At 68.5% G+C, this 17,362-nt stretch carries 23 protein-coding genes; 14 read left to right on the top strand and 9 right to left on the bottom strand.

Annotated elements, in window-relative coordinates:
* Positions 1 to 34 precede the first annotated feature (34 nt).
* The 3 genes from EPY72_RS05565 (at position 35) to EPY72_RS05555 (ending at position 3,108) form a co-directional block, all read left to right on the top strand.
* Entirely contained in the window at positions 35 to 334 is a 300-nt protein-coding gene (locus tag EPY72_RS05565; protein WP_134669635.1) for a hypothetical protein, read from the top strand.
* 73 nt (positions 335 to 407) lie between these two features.
* On the top strand, positions 408 to 1,487 hold the full coding sequence (locus EPY72_RS05560) for a M20 family metallopeptidase (protein ID WP_134669633.1): 1,080 nt from the start codon (positions 408 to 410) through the stop codon (positions 1,485 to 1,487).
* Positions 1,488 to 1,575: 88 nt separating this feature from the next.
* Positions 1,576 to 3,108, top strand: coding sequence for a carboxypeptidase M32 (locus EPY72_RS05555; protein WP_134669631.1), 1,533 nt, complete (start codon positions 1,576 to 1,578; stop codon positions 3,106 to 3,108).
* A gap of 24 nt (positions 3,109 to 3,132) precedes the next feature.
* Here EPY72_RS05555 and EPY72_RS05550 read toward each other — a convergent pair whose 3' ends face one another.
* Positions 3,133 to 3,708, bottom strand: coding sequence for a preprotein translocase subunit SecD family protein (locus EPY72_RS05550; protein ID WP_135805809.1), 576 nt, complete (start codon positions 3,706 to 3,708; stop codon positions 3,133 to 3,135).
* Between the two features lie 287 nt (positions 3,709 to 3,995).
* Here EPY72_RS05550 and EPY72_RS05545 point away from each other — a divergent pair, with 287 nt between their 5' ends.
* On the top strand, positions 3,996 to 4,175 hold the full coding sequence (locus tag EPY72_RS05545; protein ID WP_134669627.1) for an HVO_0416 family zinc finger protein: 180 nt from the start codon (positions 3,996 to 3,998) through the stop codon (positions 4,173 to 4,175).
* A 7-nt stretch (positions 4,176 to 4,182) separates the two neighbouring features.
* Here the strand turns inward: EPY72_RS05545 and EPY72_RS05540 are convergent, their stop codons facing one another.
* Entirely contained in the window at positions 4,183 to 5,073 is an 891-nt protein-coding gene (locus EPY72_RS05540) for a DMT family transporter (protein ID WP_134669625.1), read from the bottom strand.
* 127 nt (positions 5,074 to 5,200) lie between these two features.
* Between EPY72_RS05540 and EPY72_RS19250 the strand changes: the two genes are divergently transcribed.
* From EPY72_RS19250 to EPY72_RS05525, 4 genes are all read left to right on the top strand, one after another.
* Positions 5,201 to 5,362, top strand: coding sequence for a DUF7563 family protein (locus EPY72_RS19250; protein WP_167599405.1), 162 nt, complete (start codon positions 5,201 to 5,203; stop codon positions 5,360 to 5,362).
* A 122-nt stretch (positions 5,363 to 5,484) separates the two neighbouring features.
* On the top strand, positions 5,485 to 7,320 hold the full coding sequence (locus tag EPY72_RS05535; protein WP_135805808.1) for a UvrD-helicase domain-containing protein: 1,836 nt from the start codon (positions 5,485 to 5,487) through the stop codon (positions 7,318 to 7,320).
* Between the two features lie 311 nt (positions 7,321 to 7,631).
* Positions 7,632 to 9,086, top strand: a complete 1,455-nt coding sequence (locus tag EPY72_RS05530; RefSeq protein WP_135805807.1) for an APC family permease — start codon at positions 7,632 to 7,634, stop codon at positions 9,084 to 9,086.
* 2 nt (positions 9,087 to 9,088) lie between these two features.
* Positions 9,089 to 9,742, top strand: coding sequence for a potassium channel family protein (locus EPY72_RS05525; RefSeq protein ID WP_134669619.1), 654 nt, complete (start codon positions 9,089 to 9,091; stop codon positions 9,740 to 9,742).
* A 29-nt stretch (positions 9,743 to 9,771) separates the two neighbouring features.
* Here EPY72_RS05525 and EPY72_RS05520 read toward each other — a convergent pair whose 3' ends face one another.
* The gene (locus EPY72_RS05520) at positions 9,772 to 10,017 is read right to left on the bottom strand and encodes a DUF7533 family protein (RefSeq protein WP_134669617.1); all 246 of its coding nucleotides are present in this window, start codon (positions 10,015 to 10,017) and stop codon (positions 9,772 to 9,774) included.
* Between the two features lie 161 nt (positions 10,018 to 10,178).
* Between EPY72_RS05520 and EPY72_RS05515 the strand changes: the two genes are divergently transcribed.
* Complete coding sequence (locus EPY72_RS05515) at positions 10,179 to 10,781, top strand: riboflavin synthase (protein WP_135805806.1); 603 nt, start codon at positions 10,179 to 10,181, stop codon at positions 10,779 to 10,781.
* Positions 10,782 to 10,788: 7 nt separating this feature from the next.
* Here the strand turns inward: EPY72_RS05515 and EPY72_RS05510 are convergent, their stop codons facing one another.
* The gene (locus EPY72_RS05510; RefSeq protein WP_134669613.1) at positions 10,789 to 11,808 is read right to left on the bottom strand and encodes a PrsW family intramembrane metalloprotease; all 1,020 of its coding nucleotides are present in this window, start codon (positions 11,806 to 11,808) and stop codon (positions 10,789 to 10,791) included.
* 163 nt (positions 11,809 to 11,971) lie between these two features.
* On the opposite strand from EPY72_RS05510, the gene EPY72_RS19245 reads away from it, so the two are divergent.
* From EPY72_RS19245 to EPY72_RS19240, 3 genes are all read left to right on the top strand, one after another.
* Complete coding sequence (locus tag EPY72_RS19245; RefSeq protein WP_167599404.1) at positions 11,972 to 12,121, top strand: hypothetical protein; 150 nt, start codon at positions 11,972 to 11,974, stop codon at positions 12,119 to 12,121.
* 112 nt (positions 12,122 to 12,233) lie between these two features.
* Entirely contained in the window at positions 12,234 to 13,643 is a 1,410-nt protein-coding gene (locus EPY72_RS05505; protein WP_135805805.1) for a ribonuclease FAU-1 family protein, read from the top strand.
* 173 nt (positions 13,644 to 13,816) lie between these two features.
* Positions 13,817 to 13,993 carry a hypothetical protein gene (locus tag EPY72_RS19240; protein WP_167599403.1) on the top strand — a complete coding sequence of 59 codons (177 nt, stop codon included), beginning with the start codon at positions 13,817 to 13,819 and terminating at the stop codon, positions 13,991 to 13,993.
* A gap of 95 nt (positions 13,994 to 14,088) precedes the next feature.
* Here EPY72_RS19240 and EPY72_RS05500 read toward each other — a convergent pair whose 3' ends face one another.
* The gene (locus EPY72_RS05500; RefSeq protein WP_134669609.1) at positions 14,089 to 14,451 is read right to left on the bottom strand and encodes a NifU family protein; all 363 of its coding nucleotides are present in this window, start codon (positions 14,449 to 14,451) and stop codon (positions 14,089 to 14,091) included.
* A gap of 106 nt (positions 14,452 to 14,557) precedes the next feature.
* On the opposite strand from EPY72_RS05500, the gene EPY72_RS05495 reads away from it, so the two are divergent.
* Complete coding sequence (locus EPY72_RS05495) at positions 14,558 to 15,298, top strand: class I SAM-dependent methyltransferase (RefSeq protein WP_135805804.1); 741 nt, start codon at positions 14,558 to 14,560, stop codon at positions 15,296 to 15,298.
* Positions 15,299 to 15,319: 21 nt separating this feature from the next.
* Here EPY72_RS05495 and hisE read toward each other — a convergent pair whose 3' ends face one another.
* From hisE to EPY72_RS05475, 4 genes are all read right to left on the bottom strand, one after another.
* On the bottom strand, positions 15,320 to 15,625 hold the full coding sequence (gene hisE, locus EPY72_RS05490) for a phosphoribosyl-ATP diphosphatase (RefSeq protein WP_134669605.1): 306 nt from the start codon (positions 15,623 to 15,625) through the stop codon (positions 15,320 to 15,322).
* Positions 15,622 to 16,074, bottom strand: a complete 453-nt coding sequence (locus tag EPY72_RS05485; RefSeq protein WP_134669603.1) for a bifunctional nuclease family protein — start codon at positions 16,072 to 16,074, stop codon at positions 15,622 to 15,624. Before EPY72_RS05485 ends, hisE begins: the two co-directional genes overlap by 4 nt.
* 36 nt (positions 16,075 to 16,110) lie before the next feature.
* The gene (gene pdxT / locus EPY72_RS05480) at positions 16,111 to 16,725 is read right to left on the bottom strand and encodes a pyridoxal 5'-phosphate synthase glutaminase subunit PdxT (protein WP_135805803.1); all 615 of its coding nucleotides are present in this window, start codon (positions 16,723 to 16,725) and stop codon (positions 16,111 to 16,113) included.
* Positions 16,726 to 16,794: 69 nt separating this feature from the next.
* Positions 16,795 to 16,959, bottom strand: a complete 165-nt coding sequence (locus EPY72_RS05475) for a preprotein translocase subunit Sec61beta (protein ID WP_134669599.1) — start codon at positions 16,957 to 16,959, stop codon at positions 16,795 to 16,797.
* A gap of 110 nt (positions 16,960 to 17,069) precedes the next feature.
* Here EPY72_RS05475 and EPY72_RS05470 point away from each other — a divergent pair, with 110 nt between their 5' ends.
* On the top strand, positions 17,070 to 17,336 hold the full coding sequence (locus EPY72_RS05470) for a thioredoxin family protein (protein ID WP_134669597.1): 267 nt from the start codon (positions 17,070 to 17,072) through the stop codon (positions 17,334 to 17,336).
* The last annotated feature ends 26 nt before the right edge of the window (positions 17,337 to 17,362 follow it).

Here is a 17,362-nt window from a genome sequence, read left to right as displayed (position 1 = left end):
ACGCCTTTTTGGCCGGGCGCCGTCGAGGTCGGGCGTGATCGACCGACAGGCGATCCACGACGAGATCTACCGGATCCGCGAGGAGACCGACGCCAGCCGCGAGGTGCGCCAGAGCCTCCAGTCCATCGAGCGGTCGCTCTCGGGGATGGAATCCGACGAGGAGGCGCCCGGCGCGTCCCCCGATCGGCTCGAAGAGATACGGGCCCAGATCGACCGGCTCGCCGCCGACGCGGAGGGCGAGACCGCGTCCGAACTGGAGCGACTCCGGGCGCAGGTCCGGGACGTCGAGCGCGAAGAGCGCGCCGACGACTCCGAGGCGGGCGACGAGCGGTGACCGCGACCCGACCGCGAGCCACCGGACTGCCACTTCCCTCGAAGTCAAGTCGGCGGGCGCCCACGCTCCGGCCATGAGCGAACTCACAGACCTGACCCGCGAACTGGTCACAATCCCGAGCCACGACGACGAGACCGAGGCGGGCGACGCCATCGAGGCGTGGCTCCGCGAGGAGACCGACGCCGACGTGACCCGCGACGCCGTCGGCAACGTGATCGCCCGCAAGGGCGCGGGCGAGTCGTCGCTCGCGCTGGTCGGTCACCACGACGTGGTGGCGCCGGCCGACTCTCAGACGACCGCCGACGGCGAGTACGTCGTCGAGGAGCGCGACGGTCGGCTCTACGGCCGGGGGACCGCCGACATGAAGGGCGCGGTCGCGGCCGCGATGCTCGCGTTTAGGGATGGGACTCCGTCGGGCGAACTCGTCTTCGCCAGCTTCGTCGGCGAGGAGACCGGCGGCGAGGGCGCGCGCGGGGCCATCGACGCCGGCTTCGCGCCCGACTACGCCATCGTGGGCGAGGGCTCGACCGGCTACTCGGCGCCGGGAGTCACCGACGTGGCGGTCGCCCACAAGGGCCGGCGCGCGAGCGTCGTCACCGCCGCGGGCGCGGCCGCCCACGCCAGCGAGCCCGAGGCGGGCGAGAACGCGATCTACCGCGCCACCGACGCCGTCGACGAGATCCGAGAGCTGTCGTTCCCCGCGACCGAGGTGTTCGGCGAGCGGGTCAGCGGGAGCCTCGCGGTCACGGAGATCGACGGCGGGAGCGGGTGGAACGTGATCCCCGAAGCCTGCGAGGTCACCGTCGACGAGCGGACCGTCCCGGGCGAGCGCGCGGACCTCGGACGGGTCGAGGCGATCGAGGGCGTCGAGTGGACCGTCGAGCAGGACCTCCCGCCGATGGAGTGCGACGACGAGGCGTTCGCCGAGACGGTGCTCGCGGCCGCCCGGAGCGCGCAGGACGACGATCCCGAGCTGGTGACCAAACCCCACGCGACCGACGCGGGGTGGCTCGACGAGGCGGGCACAACCTGCGTGGTCTGTGGCGCGTCCGAGCCTGGCGAGGCCCACACGAAAGACGAGAGCGCGAGCGTCGCCGTTCTGGAGCGGTGCTACGAGATCTACCGGGACGCGGCCGAGCGGTTCGGGGCGTAACGGGACGCGCGGTCCGGGGCGCGGTCGGTCGGAGCCTTTCGGATCGGAACCCCCGATTTGATATTTACTGACACGCTAGTCGGCGTCGATGGCAAGCGAAGCCGCCACAGACGAGGCGTCCGAGACGTACACCGAGTTCATCGAGAAGGTACAGCGACTCAGCAACGTCGGGCAGGCCGCCGGCGTGCTCGCGTGGGATCAGGAGGTCATGATGCCCGAGGGCGGCACGCCCGCCCGGTCCAAACAGCGTTCGACCCTCTCGTCGCTGAGCCACGAACTGCTCACGTCCGAGGAGATGGCCGACCTGCTCGACGAGCTCGAAGCCGAGTCGCTCGCCCCCGAGCGCGAGGCCGTCGTCCGGGAGATCCGGCGCAAGCACGACCGGGCGGCGAAGGTGCCCCAGGAGCTCGTCGAGGAGATCTCGGAGGTCTCCTCGGAAGCGATGCCGGTCTGGCAGGAGGCCCGCGAGGACGACGACTTCGAGGCGTTCGCGCCCACCCTCGAGAAGCTGGTCGAGCTCAAGCGCGAGTACGCCGAGCACATCGACCCCGACCGAGACCCCTACGAGGTGCTGTTCGAGGAGTACGAGCCGTACCTCGGCGTCGAGACCGCCGAGGAGGTCCTCCAGCGACTTCGCGACGAGCTCGTCCCGCTCGTCGAGGCGGTCCGGGAGAGCGACGCCGACCTCGCCACCGACACCTTCGAGGGCGAGTTCGACACCGACGTCCAGGAGGAGCTGACCCGAGACGTGCTCGACACGCTGGGGTACGACTGGGACCACGGCCGGCTCGACACCGCGCCCCACCCGTTCTCGACGGGCAATCAGTTCGACGCCCGGGTCACCACGCGGTTCAACGAGGAAGACCCGCTGGGCGCGCTGATGAGCACGATCCACGAGTTCGGCCACGCCACCTACACGCTCGGGCTCCCCCGCGAGGCGTACGGGACGCCGCTGGGCGAGTCCCGGGACATGACCGTCCACGAGTCCCAGTCGCGGCTCTGGGAGAACCACGTCGGGCGCTCGGCGGCGTTCTGGGAGCGGTTCCTCCCCAAAGTTCAGGATCGGTTCCCCGACCGACTCGGCGACGCGTCGGTCGAGGACGTCTACGAGGCCGCAAACGAGGTGTACGAGGACAACCTCATCCGGGTCGAGGCCGACGAGCTCACCTACCACATGCACATCGTGGTCCGGTTCGAGATCGAACGCGACCTGGTCCGGGGCGACCTCGACGTCGAGGACGTGCCCGAGGTCTGGAACGACAAGTACGAGGAGTATCTGGGCGTTCGCCCCGACTCCGACGCCGAGGGCTGTCTGCAGGACATCCACTGGAGCCACGGCGACTTCGGCTACTTCCCGACCTACTCGCTCGGGAGCGTGCTCGCGGCCCAACTCTACGACAGCGCCGCCGACGACATCGACGGCCTCGACGAGAAGATCGCGGCCGGCGAGTTCGAACCGCTCCACGACTGGCTGACCGAGAACGTCCACCGACACGGCTCGCGGTACACCACCGACGACCTCGTCCGACAGGCGACCGGCGAGGGCTACACCGCCGACTACTTCCTCGACTACGTCAAATCGAAGTACGGCGCCCTCTACGAACTCGACGACTACCAGTAGCCGCCGGCAAGCGCCCTCGCGGGTTCACCCGTTTTCGACCGCGTCTCTCAGTCGCTCGGCGGCCTCGCGGTCCGACACCCGAACGAGCAGGCGTCCGTCCCACTCGCCGTCCGCCATGGCGGCGGCGAGGTCGCGGCCCAACGTCGCGGTCTGGACGCGCTCGCCGTCGAGGTAGGTGCGGATCTCGTGGGCGCCGGGGTCGTCGAACGCGCCGGCACGTTCGAGTCCGTCGGTGAACGCCGCGGCCCCGTCGTCGGTCAGCGTCATCCGGACCTGATAGCCGCCCTGTCGCGATTGCTCGACGTCGCCGACGCTCGCGACGTCCGCGCCCGTGAGGAGTTCGCGTTCCCCGTCGCTCTCCGAGACAGCGATCCGAAACCGATCACCCGGGCCGTCGACCGTCGATTCGCTCGCGGAGTCGGTTTCGGTTCCACCGTCGGCGGTCTCGGTTTCGGAGTCGGTCGGCTCGGTCCCGGCGTCGACCGCCTCGCGGACGGACGCGTAGTCTAGACAGCCAGCACCGCCGACCAGCGCGAGCGACCCCGTCGCGAGCACTCGTCTCCGAGCGGGCGAGTCGGGTGTGTTCGTTCGCGAGGGCATACAAGGCGTTTTCCCGCGGCCCCGCTTAATATTTTGTCAAAAATACTATTGGCTCGGCGCGAAGCCCCGCGGGTATGCCAGACGGACGTTTCTCGCGGCGGCGTCCGCCGGCGTCTCGCTCGCCGCCTGTACTGCGACGCCCTGATCTCGCCGGAAAACGCCGATTAAGCCGGCCCTACGATCGGTGACAGGTGCGATCTGTGGAGAAATCAGCTGTTGCGTATATATAGTTGGAACGTTGTCACACCGATACGGTTATATGCGTGGTGTGCGTTAGCACACCCTGTATGGCGACCGCACCGACCGGCGACGACGACCTCTTCGATCAGTTCCTCTCCGAGCGCGGACACGAAACCGAGAGCGTCGGCTGGGACCAGGACTATAACAAAAAGCAGTGTCCGGAGTGTGGCGGACTCCACGAGTCGGCGGCCAGCGAGTGTTCGGTCTGCGGGTGGCGACCGCAGTAGGCGGTCGCTACAGCGCGGTTATCAGTCCAGCGCCCACGACGATCAGCACCGCGCCCGCCACCACGCCGCGGGTGACCCGCTCTAGGTCTCGTAGCAGGAACGCCGCGAACACGGTGGTGAACAGGGGCGCGGTCCCGGCCAGCGGGTCGACGATCGCGACCGGCCCGCGGTCGAACGCCTCGAACAGCGAGAGCAACGCGACCGCGGTGACGGTCCCGCTGATCGCGAAGTAGCCGTAGGTCCGGCGCGGCGCGCCGAAGACGTCCCGGCGGCCCTTCGCGAGACCGTAGGCCGCGAGTCCGATCAGCGCCGCGGTCTCGTTGATCGTGACCGCCTGCAGGGTGGTCGCCGGCGTCGTCGTCAGCCCGAACCGCCGGACGACGTTCCCGAACGCGAACAGCCCGGCGGCCGCCACCGGGTAGAGGAGTTCGCGGCGCTCCCAGCCGCCGATGTCCCCGCCCTCCGCGAGCGCGAGCGAGACCAGCCCCGCGACCAGCACGAGGATGCCGAGCGCGGTCGGGAGCGTCACGGGCTCGCCGAGCCACGCGAACGCGAGCACGGTCGCGAACAGCGGCCGGGCGCTGATGCCCGCGCTGTTGACGCTCGCTCCGACCTTGTCGACGCCCGTGAACGTCGCGAGCCGTCCGAGCGCGGTCCCGACCAGCCCGGCCGCGGCGAACACGCCCACCGTCGCCGCCGAGAGGCCGGCCGCGGGCCGGCCGCCGGTAAGCGCGAGCAACGCGACCCAGTAGATGGCGGTATCGACCGCGACGACCACCAGCGACGCCTGGAGCGAGGAGCCTCCGGCCGCCATGCCGCGCTTGGAGACGATCGGACTGAACCCCCACAACACCGCCGGTACCAGCGCGAGCGCGATCACGTCCGGAGCGGGAGTCATCGTCGGCCTCTGGGGTCTCCGCCGGCTTATAATGGCGGGTCGCGACAAAACTGAACAGCGAACGTATCCGAATCGAACGAGTGTCGACAGAAATATATTGTAAGATTTCCGTACCTCCACAGGAGAAATGCCCGAGTGTCAGAACTGCGGCTCGTTCGTCACTGACGCCTACGCGCGGGTGTTCACGCCACGCGGCGTCGACGAGCCACGAGTGTGTCCGGAGTGCGAGGACAAGATCCGAGACGGCAGCGAGGTCCGCGAGGCGAGGTCGCCGCGCAACCCCTCTTGAACGCCGGTTTCGGCCGCTCTCCCTGTAGACTGGCCCGTCCGGCGAGCCGGGCGCTCGCGGGCCGACGTCCGCGGCGCCGATTCACCTCCCTTTATGAGTGCGGGGCCCATGGGATTCCTGTAATGAGCCACGACACGGAGGACCACGTCACCCGTCTCTTCGGCGGCCCGGGGAGCGGGAAGACGACCGAACTCCTCGACCGGGTCGAGGACATCCTCGACCGCGAGGACGTCGGCGTCAACGATATTCTGCTGGTCTCGTACACTCGCGCGGCCGCCAACGAGGTCCGCGAGCGACTCGCCGAGCGCCGGGACATCAACCCCCGGTCGCTCCAGGGGACCGTCTGTACGATGCACGCGAAGGCCTACGAACTGCTCGACCTCTCGCGCAACGACGTCGTCGACGAGTCCGACAAGAAAGAGTACTGCGAGGACTACGGCATCGAGTTCGAAGACGAGTACAGCGGCGCGGGCCGGCGGACCGCCCGCTCGACCACACTCGGTAACAAGATCATCGCCACCAGCCAGTGGCTCCAGCGCACCAGTCGGGACGTCTCGGACTGGTACGACGTCCCCTTCCAGTGGAACGACGAGGAGGTCCGGCTCCCGCCGGACATCGACCCCAACGCCCAGGAGGGCAACAAGTACACGCCGACGTGGCCGAGCGACGACGACCGCCTCGACGTGCCCGAGGCCATCCGCGGGTGGCGCAACTACAAGGGCGAACACGACCTCGTCGGGTTCGCGGACATGCTCGAACGGGTCCAACAGCGCTCGCTGCTCCCGAACGTCGACTATCTGGTGATCGACGAGTTCCAGGACATCACCAGCCTCCAGTACGACGTCTACGAGGAGTGGAAGCCCCACATGGAGCAGGTGTTGATCGCGGGCGACGACGACCAGGTCGTCTACGCCTGGCAGGGCGCCGACCCCGGCCTGCTGCTCGACGAGGGGGGCAACGACGTCATCCTCGACACCTCCTACCGACTGCCCTCCGAGATTCTGGAGGTCGTCCAGCAGGAGGTCAGCCACATCGACCACCGCCAGGAGAAGAACCTCTCGCCCCGCAAGCAGGGCGGCACCGTCGAGCAGATCGACAGCCCCTCGATGCTCGATCTGGTGCGCAACGTCCGGTACACCGTCGAGGAACACGACGGGACCCTGATGTTGCTGTTCCGGGCGCGCTACCAGATGTTCCGGTTCATCGACGAGTTCATCGACGAGGGCATCCCGTTCCGGTGTCTGACCGACCAGCGGATGTGGACCGACCGGCTCACCCAGTACGTCCGGGCGGTCGAGAACGTCGAGGCCGACGAGCCGATCACGGGTCTGCAGGCCCGCCGGCTCGCCGACATGCTTCAGGACTCGGCGTTCGGGAGCAACGAGCGCGACGAACTGTTCGACGCGATCGACGAGCGCAAGGAGGCCGCCGACACCGACGACCTCGAGGAGATCGAACTCGATCCCGACTTCGTGACCGAGTACGCGCCGTTCATGCCCGCCCCGGCCGCGGCCGCCGACATGGTACGGAAAGTCACCAGCTTCCAGAAGAACTCGATGCGGGGCTACTTCGGCGGCGACTACGAGGACGTGCCCGAAGACCGGGTCCGCGTGGGCACCATCCACTCCGCGAAGGGTCGGGAGGCCGACCACGTCTTCGTCGCCACCGATCTGACCGAGAAGGTCGTCGAGCAGATGGCCGCCACCGTCGACGAGGCGGAGGTGCCCGACGACATCGAGTTCACCTCGACGACCGACCCCGTGCCGACGCTGACCGACAACGAGCGGCGGGTGTTCTACGTCGGGATGTCTCGGGCCCGCGAGCGCCTCGTCGTGATGGAGAACCTCGTCAGCGGCGCGCCGACCCTTCCGATCGACGTACTGCTGTACAACGAGCGCAACGAGAAGACCGTCGAGGAGGTGCTGAACGAGATGGAAGACCCGCCCGCCCAAGACTGAGTCTTCGACCGAGACGGTCGGTGAGACGGGGCGCTCGCGCGCGAGCGCTCGCCTCCCGCGTCCGACGCGCCGAGAGCGGCAGTCGAGTGCTTTTATTAGAGTTCGCCTCAGGCTTCGGTACGAAGCGTGACTGTATCGTGTTTACGGCGATGGGTTCGTACCGCCGGTGGCGTTTCCAGTTCGGGACGATCGCCCGCGGATTCAGCCCCTCGATCGGGTACGGAGAACACACACGTCTCGGATACGGGGCTCGGCGAGAGGACCACCCGCGACGAGAACGCCCCGACACGTCGCCGATCGAGGGGTGACCGATGAGCGGTCACGATAACCGCTCGCCCGAGGCGGAACTCGGGCTCCTCGACGCGACGATGATCGGGATGGGCGCCATGATCGGCGCCGGTATCTTCGTGTTGACCGGCCTGGCCGCCGAGATAGCCGGGCCGGCGGCGCTGCTCGTGTTCGTGCTCAACGGGGTCGTGACCGCGTTCACCGGACTCTCGTACGCGGAGCTCGCGTCGGCGATCCCGAAGAGCGGCGGCGGGTACGCGTTCGTCCGCGAGATCTTCGACGACCTCCCCTCGTTTCTGATGGGGTGGATGCTCTGGTTCGCCTACATGATCGCCGGCGCGCTGTACGCGCTGGGGTTCGCGCCGAACTTCCTCGAACTGCTCCACGTCTACGAGCTCGTGCCCCCGCCAGAACAGATCGGGTCGATCGCAGTTCCCGTCGTCGACGCCGGCGTTTCGGCGGGCTTCGGTCTCGCGTTCGGGGCGGTCCTGTTACTCGTGGCGCTGAACGCCGCGTCGACCGCCGCCAGCGGCAGTGTCGAGACCATCTTCACCGCCACGAAGGTCAGCATCCTCGTCGTCTTCGTGGCCTTCGGTGCGACCTCGCCGATGTTCTCGGGCGCGGAGTTCCAGCCGCTTTTCTCCGCCGGGTCGGGACCGAGCGCCGTCCTGCCCGCGATGGGGCTCACGTTCATCGCCTTCGAGGGGTACGACCTCATCACGACGGTGACCGAGGAGGTCGAGAACCCCCGCCAGAACATCCCGAAGGCCATCTTCGCCAGCTTGGCCGTGACGATCCTCGTCTACGTGACGGTGGTCACGGTCGCCATCGGGACGCTGGGCGCTCAGGGGCTCGCCGAAGCCGGCGAGGCCGGCATCGCCGAGGCCGCCACGGAGTTCATGCCGACCGGTCTGCCGATCATCCAGAACGGCGGTGCACTGATCGTCTTCGGCGCGGTCTTCTCGACGCTGACCGCGCTGAACGCCGTGGTGATCGCCTCCTCGCGGGTGGCGTTCTCGATGGGCCGGGAGGGACAGCTCCTCCCGAGGTTCGGCCAGCTCCACCACCGCTACGGGACGCCCTTCGTGGCGATTCTCGCGAGCGGGGTCGTGATGCTCGGATCGGTGGCTCTGCCGACTCAGAGCGCGGGAAACATGTCGAGCCTCTTTTTCCTGCTCTCGTTTATCGTCGTCAACGGCGCCGTGATCAAACTCCGCCGAGAACGACCGTCGATGAACCGCCCCTACGAGGTTCCGTACTACCCGATCCCGCCACTCATGGGCATCGGACTCAATCTGCTGTTGACCGTCGTGCTCGTGGTGTTCCTCGTGCGGACGGACCCGATGGCGCTCGTTCTCAGCGTCGGGTGGATGCTGCTCGGCGGCGTCGCGTACGTGGCGCTCGACCGGGTTCGTGCGATGCAGGGCGCCGATACCGAACCGACTTCGACCACGATGACCTCCCAAGAACGTGATTGATAATGACAGGAAATCTCGACGTCATCATCGCGGGCGGCGGACGCGTTGGCTTCCAGACAGCGGCCCTTCTGGCTAACCGCGGCGATAACGTGACGATAATCGAACGCGACGGAGACACCGTCGAGGACCTCGCGGATGCGTGGGTCGCGACGGTCATCGCGGGGGACGCGACCGATCCCACTATCCTCGAACAGGCAGACGTCGCGGGCGCCGACGTCGTCGCCGGACTCACCGGCCTGACCGGGCTCAACCTCGCGGTCTGTATGGCGGCGACGGAGATGAACCCGGACGTCCGAACCGTCGCGCGGGTCGAACGCGAGGCGGGTGACGCCTACACGCGGTTCGTCGACGCCGTGGTCTTTCCCGAACGGGCCGGCGCGAAAGTGGCCGCCGACGAGATCACCGGGAGCGACATTCGGACGCTCGTCGACGTGACCGCGTCGCTCGACATCATGCAGATTCGCGTCGAGGAAGACGCCCCGGCCGCCCGAAAGGACCTCAGCGAAGTTCGGTTCCCGGCCGGGACGCTGGTCATCTCCGACGAGGACGGCGAGCGAGTCGCTCGCTCGGACACGACGCTCACGCCGGGCAAGAGCTACGTCGTCGCGGTCGAACCCGAGGTCGTCGACGAGGTGTTGAACCTCATGCGGGGGTAGGTTTCGGAGCGCTTCGCACCGACAGGGGGTCACTCCTCGTCGTCGGGCGTCTTCGCGACTTTTCCGAGCGTCTTCTGAGCGACCGACCCCGGCACGTCGCCGGGGGTCGTCAGATACTCCTCCAGCGCGACCATCAGGGCCGCGACGCCGACGAACGCCGCGCCGACGGCCGTCTGGCCCGCCAACAGCTTCTCGACGCCGAGCAGCCCCACCGGGAGGGCCAACACGAGCGTCCCCGCGAGCTGTATCGTGGCGATGATACCCGGTTTGCTCATCACCACCTCCTTGCTCGCGGGCCGATAAAAACCCGCGGCTCGCGGGCGCCCCTGGCGGGACGTCGGCCGCCAGCGCCACCCTCGGCTTCGCGCCTGCGACCGGGCCGTCACGCCGCCGGACTCCGGAACCCTTTTCATCCGCTCGCCGCCACGAATCTGGTATGTTTACCGGAATCGTTGAGGGGTCGGGCGAGGTGCGTGAGGTCACCGTGACAGAGGAGGGCCGTCGGCTCCGGATCGCGGGCGAGACCGTCGCGGCCGACCTACAGCGAGGGCAAAGCGTGAGCGTCAGCGGGGTCTGTCTCACCGTCGAGGACCACGAGCCCGGGTGGTTCGAGGTGTTTCTGGCGAGCGAGACGGTCGAGAAGACGTATCTGGGCGCGGTCGAGGCCGGCGACCCGGTGAACCTCGAACGCGCGATGCCCGCCGACGGGCGGTTCGACGGCCACGTCGTACAGGGACACGTCGACGGGACCGCGACCGTCGGGGCGGTCAGACAGGTCGGCGAAGACTGGGAGTACGAGTTCGACCTCCCCGCCGATCTGGGCAAGTACGTCGTCGACAAGGGGTCGGTCGCGGTCGACGGGATCAGCCTCACGGTGGCCGACCGCGACGAGGAGTCGTTCTCGGTCGCGATCATCCCCGAGACCCGCGCGGTGACGAACCTCTCGGAGAAAGAGCCGGGCGACCCGGTCCACCTCGAAGTCGACGTGATCGCGAAGTACGCCGAGCGACTCCTCGCGGACTCGGGGCTCGGCGACTGATCGGGCCTCACTCCGACTCGCGCTCGACCGACTCGGCGTCGGCGTCCTCGAAGCTGACCCGCCGGCCCATGTCCGTCTGCTTGTACGCGCTCCGGTAGCGCGCGATCTTCCGGTAGAGGAGGTAGCCGAACACGCCGTCGTAGACCGCGATGAACCCGAGAAACGCGAGCCCGGTCGAGATTTCGAGGCCCGCGAGATCGACGATCGCGGGGAGGTAGGTCACCGCGGTGTTGTACGTCGCGTGGATGAACGTCGCGATGAGCAGCCCCTTCACCACGATGGGGCCGGCGTTCTCGCGGTTGAACTTCGCCAGCCCGAGGTAGTAGCCCGCGAACGCCGAGTAGATGACGTGGCCCGGCCCGGCTAGCAGTCGGCTCGCGGCGGTCTGGGTCGCGCCCGCGATGGCCTGCGAGCCGATGGTCGAGGTCTGTCCGATGCCCTGTGTGATGTAGATGGCGTTCTCGATGGTCGCGAAGCCCAGCCCCGCCATCGCGCCGTACACAGCACCGTCGATGACCGCGTCGAAGCGGTCGTCCCGGAACGCGTAGAGCCGGATCGCGAGCCACTTCACCGTCTCCTCGACCGGCCCGACGACGAGGTAGAAAAAAAGCGCCATCCCGACGACCGGCACGACCGTCACGACGCTCGCGATGGTGTTGACGATGGCCGCGAACCCCGCGAACAGCACGCCGAGCAGGAACGTCCCGACTAGCAGCGCGAGCGGTTCGGATGTCGTCACGTCCGCGTACCAGATGTAGGCCGCCAGCGCGAACGCCGGCACCACCGACAGCAAGACCAGCGTCCCGATGATCGGGTCCCTGACCGCCGCGAGCCCGGTCAGGTAGAACTGGACCCCGAGGATCACGAGCGCGACGACGACGAGACCGACCCGCGTCGACGCGTGGAGCCCCCGGTAGACGCCCGTCGAGAGCCAGTCGAGTCGACTGCGATTCTCCCACGTAGCGACGTCGTAGAGGTCCGCGGAGTCGGTCGCGCCCTCTTCTACCGGATCGCGTTCTGAGCCCATTGGGCGGTGTTTCGTAACCCAACAGTAATTATCTGGCCCCCGCGGACGCCTAGTATTCCTTGATCGTGACTATATACCATATATTATGGTAGGGCGAGCCTTATCACTCGGGACCGGCCATCGATCGGTAACGATGTCGTACCGAAGTCACAGTCGAGGTATCATGTACACAGCCCCGCCGGGCGAGGAGACGAACGACCGAGAGACCGCGACCGACGAGCCAGAGACCCCCGACGAACCGACCCCCGAAATCGACCACGAGGCGACCGCCACCGAGGCGAACTGGACCGGGAACGTCGCCGCCGACGACTGACGGGGTCGGACCGACTCGCCGCCGACGCGACTCTTTGTACGCCCGCGACCGCCAGCGTGACCTCCCTCGCCGAATCGTCAGACCGATAGTGGCCCCGCCCGAGCGTTCGGCCATGAGCAGGGTCCGCATTCGGGGCATCTACGCCACCGCGCTCACCGAGCGCCTCCGGGACGGGTTCGACGTGGTCCAGGCGTCACCGCCGATCCGCGACCGATTCGACGCCGCGTTCCCGGCCGAGCCGGCCGACGCCGACGTGGAGACGACCGACGACCGCCAAGGTGTCGGCGTCGTCGGCGACCCGGAGACGGTCGCGGCGATCGCCGACTCGATCTCGGACGGCCGCGACGCCTTTCGGTGGGACGACCCCGCCCCGCGGGGCGCGGTGTTCGACGGCGAGGTGACCGACGCGCTCGGCGGCGGCGCGGTCGTCGACCTCGGGGAGCGGGAGGGCTATCTCCCGTACGGCAACGTCGACCGGCGGGTCGACGAGGGCGACCGGGTGCGCGTGCAGGTCCACGAGCCCGTTCCGCCGTGGGCCGACCACCGACCGGGGCTCGGGACGACGATCCGGACGTTCGGGGGCGTCGCTTCGCTCTCGCGGGGCGTCGACAGCGTGGTCGCGGCCGGCGACGAGGCGACCCGGACCGAACTCGCCCGGACTACCGAGATGCTCCCGACCGACCCGCCCGACGAGTGGGGCGTCCGGTGGGAGCACGCCGCGGCCGACGCCGACCTCGACGCGATGGACGCGGCGCTCGCGGCGGCGCTCGAACGCGCCGAGGCGCTCGACGACGCGCTCGCGGGGGCGTCCGACCCCGAGTCGGGCGCCGTGGGCAGGCTCGGGGCGCCCGCGGCGACCGAGTGGACGTGGTTCGGCCGCGAGTCGCGGTTCGACTTCGACGCCGACCGGCGGGCGGTCGCGACCACCATGCCCGGCCACCACCGCGTCAAGGCCGCCCGGGAGTCGGCCAGCGCGGCGGTCGACTTCGTCGAGGACATCGGCGGCGTGGGCGGGGAGTTCCCGACCGGCGCGACCCTCCGGCAGTTCGGGCCGGCCGAGGGCGATCGGGTGAAGATCCGCCACGGCAAGCCCGACGGCCGGTGCTTCTCGCTCGGGACCGGCGAGGTCACCGACTGCACCCCCGACGAGGGGAAGGTGACGGTCCGCCGGGAGCTATCTGGCGCCAGCGGGGTCTACGACGCGCTCGGCACGCCCCGCGACCCCGGCGACGTGGCGATCACGAAGTTCCGCGAGGGTCGGTGGTGGTACCCGACCGCCTACCGGAGCGCGGACGGCGACTCGAAGGGCACCTACGTCAACGTCTGTACGCCCGTCGAGCTGTTCCCCGGGGCCGCCCGGTACGTCGACCTCCACGTCGACGTGGTGCGCCAGACCGACGGCGAGGTCCGGCGGGTCGACGACGACGAACTCGACGACGCGGTCGCCGACGGCGACGTCTCCGAGACGCTCGCGGAGAAGGCCCGGAGCGTGGCCGCGAGCGTCGAGTCGGCGCTGAAATAGCGAACGGCGTCTTCCGATCGTGCTCGGTTGGGTCCCCTAGCTCCCCAACGTGACCGAACCACCCCGAGCGAGCGGATCACGCGACGACCGGAGCGACGTGCCGGTTCGAACTGGCCGGTCGCTGGACGACGCCGACCGAAGCCTGTAAACGCCGATCGCGTCTCTCGACGGTAATGAAAGACGACAGACTGAAAGACGTTCTGCTGATGACGATCGCCATCCAGCTCTCGGTTATCGGCACGGCGCCTGCGGACGATTCGCTGGTGCCGCTGTTCTTCGTCGGCGTGTTGCTCACGCTCGTCGTGGTCCTCAGAGAGTCGGCTCGCCGCGCCGGAGAGTACTTCTCCTGATACGCGAGCCACTCGGATTCGACAGAGCCACCACGAGAGCAGAGCCGGGTGCAGTGTTTTCGATCGAGGTTCCCGAACGAGCCCAACCGCTCGTCTCAGATGAAGTCGCTACTCGGCGAGCCCTCGCCCCGACCGCCGCGCCCGCCCTCGTTGCGGTCGATCCCCATCACGCTCTCGGGCTGGTCGATGTCCCAGTCGCCGGTGCCGTCGTCGGCGACCCGGACGGTCACGTCCTCGACCTCCTCGAAGTCGGCCGCGAGATCGAGTTTGATGTTCTGGGCGGTCCGCGGGCTGATCGCACACCCCGAGCACGCGCCGCCGAGTTCGACGACGACCTCGCCCGACTCGGGATCGGCTTTCTGGACCGCGCTCTCGCCCCCGTGCATGCTGATGATGGGCATCTGGCCGGTGAGCCACCGCTCGACTCGGGTCTGCAGCGAGTCGTCGTCTTCGGTCATGGCTACTCGTAGGGGTCGCAGGGATGGTAGGGTTTTGGGTTCGTCACTCGGCCGGCGTCAAAACTGGTATCACTCGGGGCGTCGTGCTCGACACGAGTGAGATCGCGTGACGGACGAACGAGACGCCGCGGCGGAGTCGAGCGACCACGGGCCGTTTCACACCGAGCGCGCCGTCGACCTCTACGCCGATCGGATGGCCGACGCGGCGCTGTTTTCCCAGGAGCGGACGGCGGTCGAGCGGTACTTCACCGAGCCGGGCGGGTCGGTGCTCGACGTCGGGTGTGGCGCCGGCCGAGTCGCCTCGCTTCTCGCCGATCGGGGGTTCGACGCGACCGGCGTCGACGTCAGCAGGCCGCTGGTGGCCGACGCGAGCGACCGCCGGCCGGACCTCGACTTCCAGCTCGCGGACGTCCGGACCCTTCCCTTCGAGTCGGCGACGTTCGACTACGCCGTGTTCTCGTTCTACGGGCTCGACTACGTCCTCCCTCGGGCCGAGCGCCTCGCGGCGCTTCGCGAGCTCTACCGGGTGCTGAAGCCCGCCGGCGTACTGGTGTTTTCCTCGCACAACAGCTGGCATCCGTTCGTCCCGCTCTCCGGGCGCGATCTGTTGCAGGCGCTGAAAGACGTGTGGGACCTCTATCTCCGTCCGAAGAACCGCGACCGGCTTCTCTCGCGGTACAAGGTCGAGAGCGTCCCGCTCGGCGAGGTCGAGATCTACCTGTCGAACCCGATCCACCAGTGGCTCCAGCTCCGCAAGTGCGGGTTCACGCCCCTCGACGTGGTGGGCCGTCACGACGACGTGCGGCGGTTCTTCGAGCGAGACCCCCACTACGTCGCGAAGAAGTAGCCGGCCAACTGAGCGGCCGTCTCACCGCCGCTCGCGCAGTTCCGCCCGCAGGTCGGCGACGTCCATGTCCTTCATCGACAGCAACACCAGCAGGTGGTAGACGATGTCGGCGCTCTCGTGGGCGATCTCCTCGCGGTCGTCGTCTTTCGCGGCCAGCAGGAGCTCGCTCGACTCCTCGCCGAGCTTCTCCAGCACCGCGTTCTCGCCTTTCTCGTGGCGGAACAGCGAGGCCGTGTAGGAGTCCTCCGGGAGCGTCTCCTTGCGGTCTTCGATGACCGCGAACAGTTCGTCTATGATCTCGCCGGTGGTGTCGGCGTCCCGGCTCACAGCCCCACCTCCGAGACCTCGTGGAGTTCGCGAAGTTCGTCGAACTCCTCGGGGTCGCGCCGGCCCGACTCGAACACCTCGGGGGCGACCTCGACGGGGGCGTTGGTGCGGGCCGCCAGCGCGAGCGAGTCGCTCGGCCGGGCGTCGATGACCGTCTCGCCCCGCGGGGTGTCGACGTGGAGGTCCGCGATGTAGGTGCCCTCCTCCAGCGACGTGACCGCGATGCGGGTGACCCGCCCGCCGAGTTCCTCGACCACGTCGAGCAACAGGTCGTGGGTCAGCGGACGGCCGATGTCCTCGGCCTCCATCCCGCGGGCGATGCTGACGGCCTCGTCGAAGCCGATGAAGATGGGGAGCACGTCGTCCTCGCCGTCGGGGGCGAGCACGACGACCGGAACCGGGCCGTCGCCGGTCATGGCGACCCGGACCGCGTCGATGTCGGCGTCCATGTGTCCGCCGACGGGGGCCAGCAAGAAAAGTCTGCCCTACTCGCCGGCGGGCGCCGACGCTCGGTCGGTCCCCTCGAAGAACGCCAGTCCGTGGAGCCGCGAATCGGGGGTGAGTTCGGGGTGGAAGGAGGTGGCGACCACCGGGCCGTCCCGGACCGCGACCGGGTGTCCGTCCCACTCGGCCAGCACCTCGGCACCCTCGCCGACCTCGCCGATGCGGGGCGCGCGGATGAACACCGCCGGGAAGGGGTCGTCGAGCCCCTTCACGTCGAGGGGCGCCTCGAAGCTGTCTTTCTGGCGGCCGAACGCGTTGCGCTCGACGGTCACGTCCGCGATCCCGAGGTTGTCGACCCGGTCGTCGCCCGCGTCGGTCGCGGCCACGATGAGCCCCGCGCAGGTCGCCAGCACGGGCTTGCCCGCCTCGGCGTGGTCGACGATCTCGGTCGCGATCCCCTCCGAGTGCAACAGTCGGGAGATGGCGGTCGATTCGCCGCCGGGGAGCAACAGTAGATCGCAGTCGGGCACCGTTCCGGCGGTCCTGATCTCGGTCACCGCTACCTCGCGGCCGTGGGCCCGGCCCGCCCGGCGGATCGCGTCTGCGTGTTCGGTCACGTCGCCCTGCACGGCGATGACGCCGGCGTGGAGAGTCATAGCGGGAGCTACGAAGTCGGGAAGCAAAAAGCGTCCGTCTCGGATCGACCTCCGAGCGGCGTCGGCGCCTTACAGGCCCATGACGTTGATGACCTTGATGAAGACGCCGAAGAGGACGCCGAACGCGACGATGGTCTTGGGGTCGATGCGGATGGCGTTTCGGTCCTCGGCGTCGAAGTACCGGACGAGTCCCGCGCTCGACATCAGCCCGCCCGAGTTCTGGCCACTGCTCATGTGCGGTCGTCCGGCCGCCGGTCGCCTAAACCTTTCGTTGCGCTTCCGGCAAGTCGGGGGTGGTGGGAAACCCTTATGCGCGCGGCGCAGGTAGGTCGGGTCGACTACAGATGACTGTCACCCTGAAGGACTTTTACGCGGACTGGTGTGGCCCGTGCAAGACCCAAGACCCGATCCTCGAAGAGATGGAGGCCGACTGGGGCGACGTCGAGTTCGAGAAGATCGACGTCGACGAACACCAGGACGTCGCCAACGAGTATCAGGTCCGGTCGATCCCGACCATCGTGGTCGAAAACGACGACGGGGTCGTCGAGCGGTTCGTCGGCGTCACCCAGCGCGACGAACTCGAAGAGGCGCTTCAGGAAGCCGGCGCCTGATCGGGCCGATCCGGTTTCCGACTCGG

The sequence above is a fragment of the Halorussus marinus genome (genome assembly GCF_004765795.1).
Classification (GTDB): domain Archaea; phylum Halobacteriota; class Halobacteria; order Halobacteriales; family Haladaptataceae; genus Halorussus; species Halorussus marinus.
This window is presented reverse-complemented; position numbering and strand designations above follow the sequence as displayed.

Coding starts and splice junctions, on each gene's coding strand:
- EPY72_RS05560 (WP_134669633.1), top strand. CDS start 408: ATGAGCGAACTCACAGACCTGACCCGCGAACTGGTCACAATCCCGAGC.
- EPY72_RS05555 (WP_134669631.1), top strand. CDS start 1,576: ATGGCAAGCGAAGCCGCCACAGACGAGGCGTCCGAGACGTACACCGAG.
- EPY72_RS05550 (WP_135805809.1), bottom strand. CDS start 3,708: ATGCCCTCGCGAACGAACACACCCGACTCGCCCGCTCGGAGACGAGTG.
- EPY72_RS05545 (WP_134669627.1), top strand. CDS start 3,996: ATGGCGACCGCACCGACCGGCGACGACGACCTCTTCGATCAGTTCCTC.
- EPY72_RS05540 (WP_134669625.1), bottom strand. CDS start 5,073: ATGACTCCCGCTCCGGACGTGATCGCGCTCGCGCTGGTACCGGCGGTG.
- EPY72_RS19250 (WP_167599405.1), top strand. CDS start 5,201: ATGCCCGAGTGTCAGAACTGCGGCTCGTTCGTCACTGACGCCTACGCG.
- EPY72_RS05535 (WP_135805808.1), top strand. CDS start 5,485: ATGAGCCACGACACGGAGGACCACGTCACCCGTCTCTTCGGCGGCCCG.
- EPY72_RS05530 (WP_135805807.1), top strand. CDS start 7,632: ATGAGCGGTCACGATAACCGCTCGCCCGAGGCGGAACTCGGGCTCCTC.
- EPY72_RS05525 (WP_134669619.1), top strand. CDS start 9,089: ATGACAGGAAATCTCGACGTCATCATCGCGGGCGGCGGACGCGTTGGC.
- EPY72_RS05520 (WP_134669617.1), bottom strand. CDS start 10,017: ATGAGCAAACCGGGTATCATCGCCACGATACAGCTCGCGGGGACGCTC.
- EPY72_RS05515 (WP_135805806.1), top strand. CDS start 10,179: ATGTTTACCGGAATCGTTGAGGGGTCGGGCGAGGTGCGTGAGGTCACC.
- EPY72_RS05510 (WP_134669613.1), bottom strand. CDS start 11,808: ATGGGCTCAGAACGCGATCCGGTAGAAGAGGGCGCGACCGACTCCGCG.
- EPY72_RS19245 (WP_167599404.1), top strand. CDS start 11,972: ATGTACACAGCCCCGCCGGGCGAGGAGACGAACGACCGAGAGACCGCG.
- EPY72_RS05505 (WP_135805805.1), top strand. CDS start 12,234: ATGAGCAGGGTCCGCATTCGGGGCATCTACGCCACCGCGCTCACCGAG.
- EPY72_RS19240 (WP_167599403.1), top strand. CDS start 13,817: ATGAAAGACGACAGACTGAAAGACGTTCTGCTGATGACGATCGCCATC.
- EPY72_RS05500 (WP_134669609.1), bottom strand. CDS start 14,451: ATGACCGAAGACGACGACTCGCTGCAGACCCGAGTCGAGCGGTGGCTC.
- EPY72_RS05485 (WP_134669603.1), bottom strand. CDS start 16,074: ATGGACGCCGACATCGACGCGGTCCGGGTCGCCATGACCGGCGACGGC.
- pdxT (WP_135805803.1), bottom strand. CDS start 16,725: ATGACTCTCCACGCCGGCGTCATCGCCGTGCAGGGCGACGTGACCGAA.
- EPY72_RS05475 (WP_134669599.1), bottom strand. CDS start 16,959: ATGAGCAGTGGCCAGAACTCGGGCGGGCTGATGTCGAGCGCGGGACTC.
- EPY72_RS05470 (WP_134669597.1), top strand. CDS start 17,070: ATGACTGTCACCCTGAAGGACTTTTACGCGGACTGGTGTGGCCCGTGC.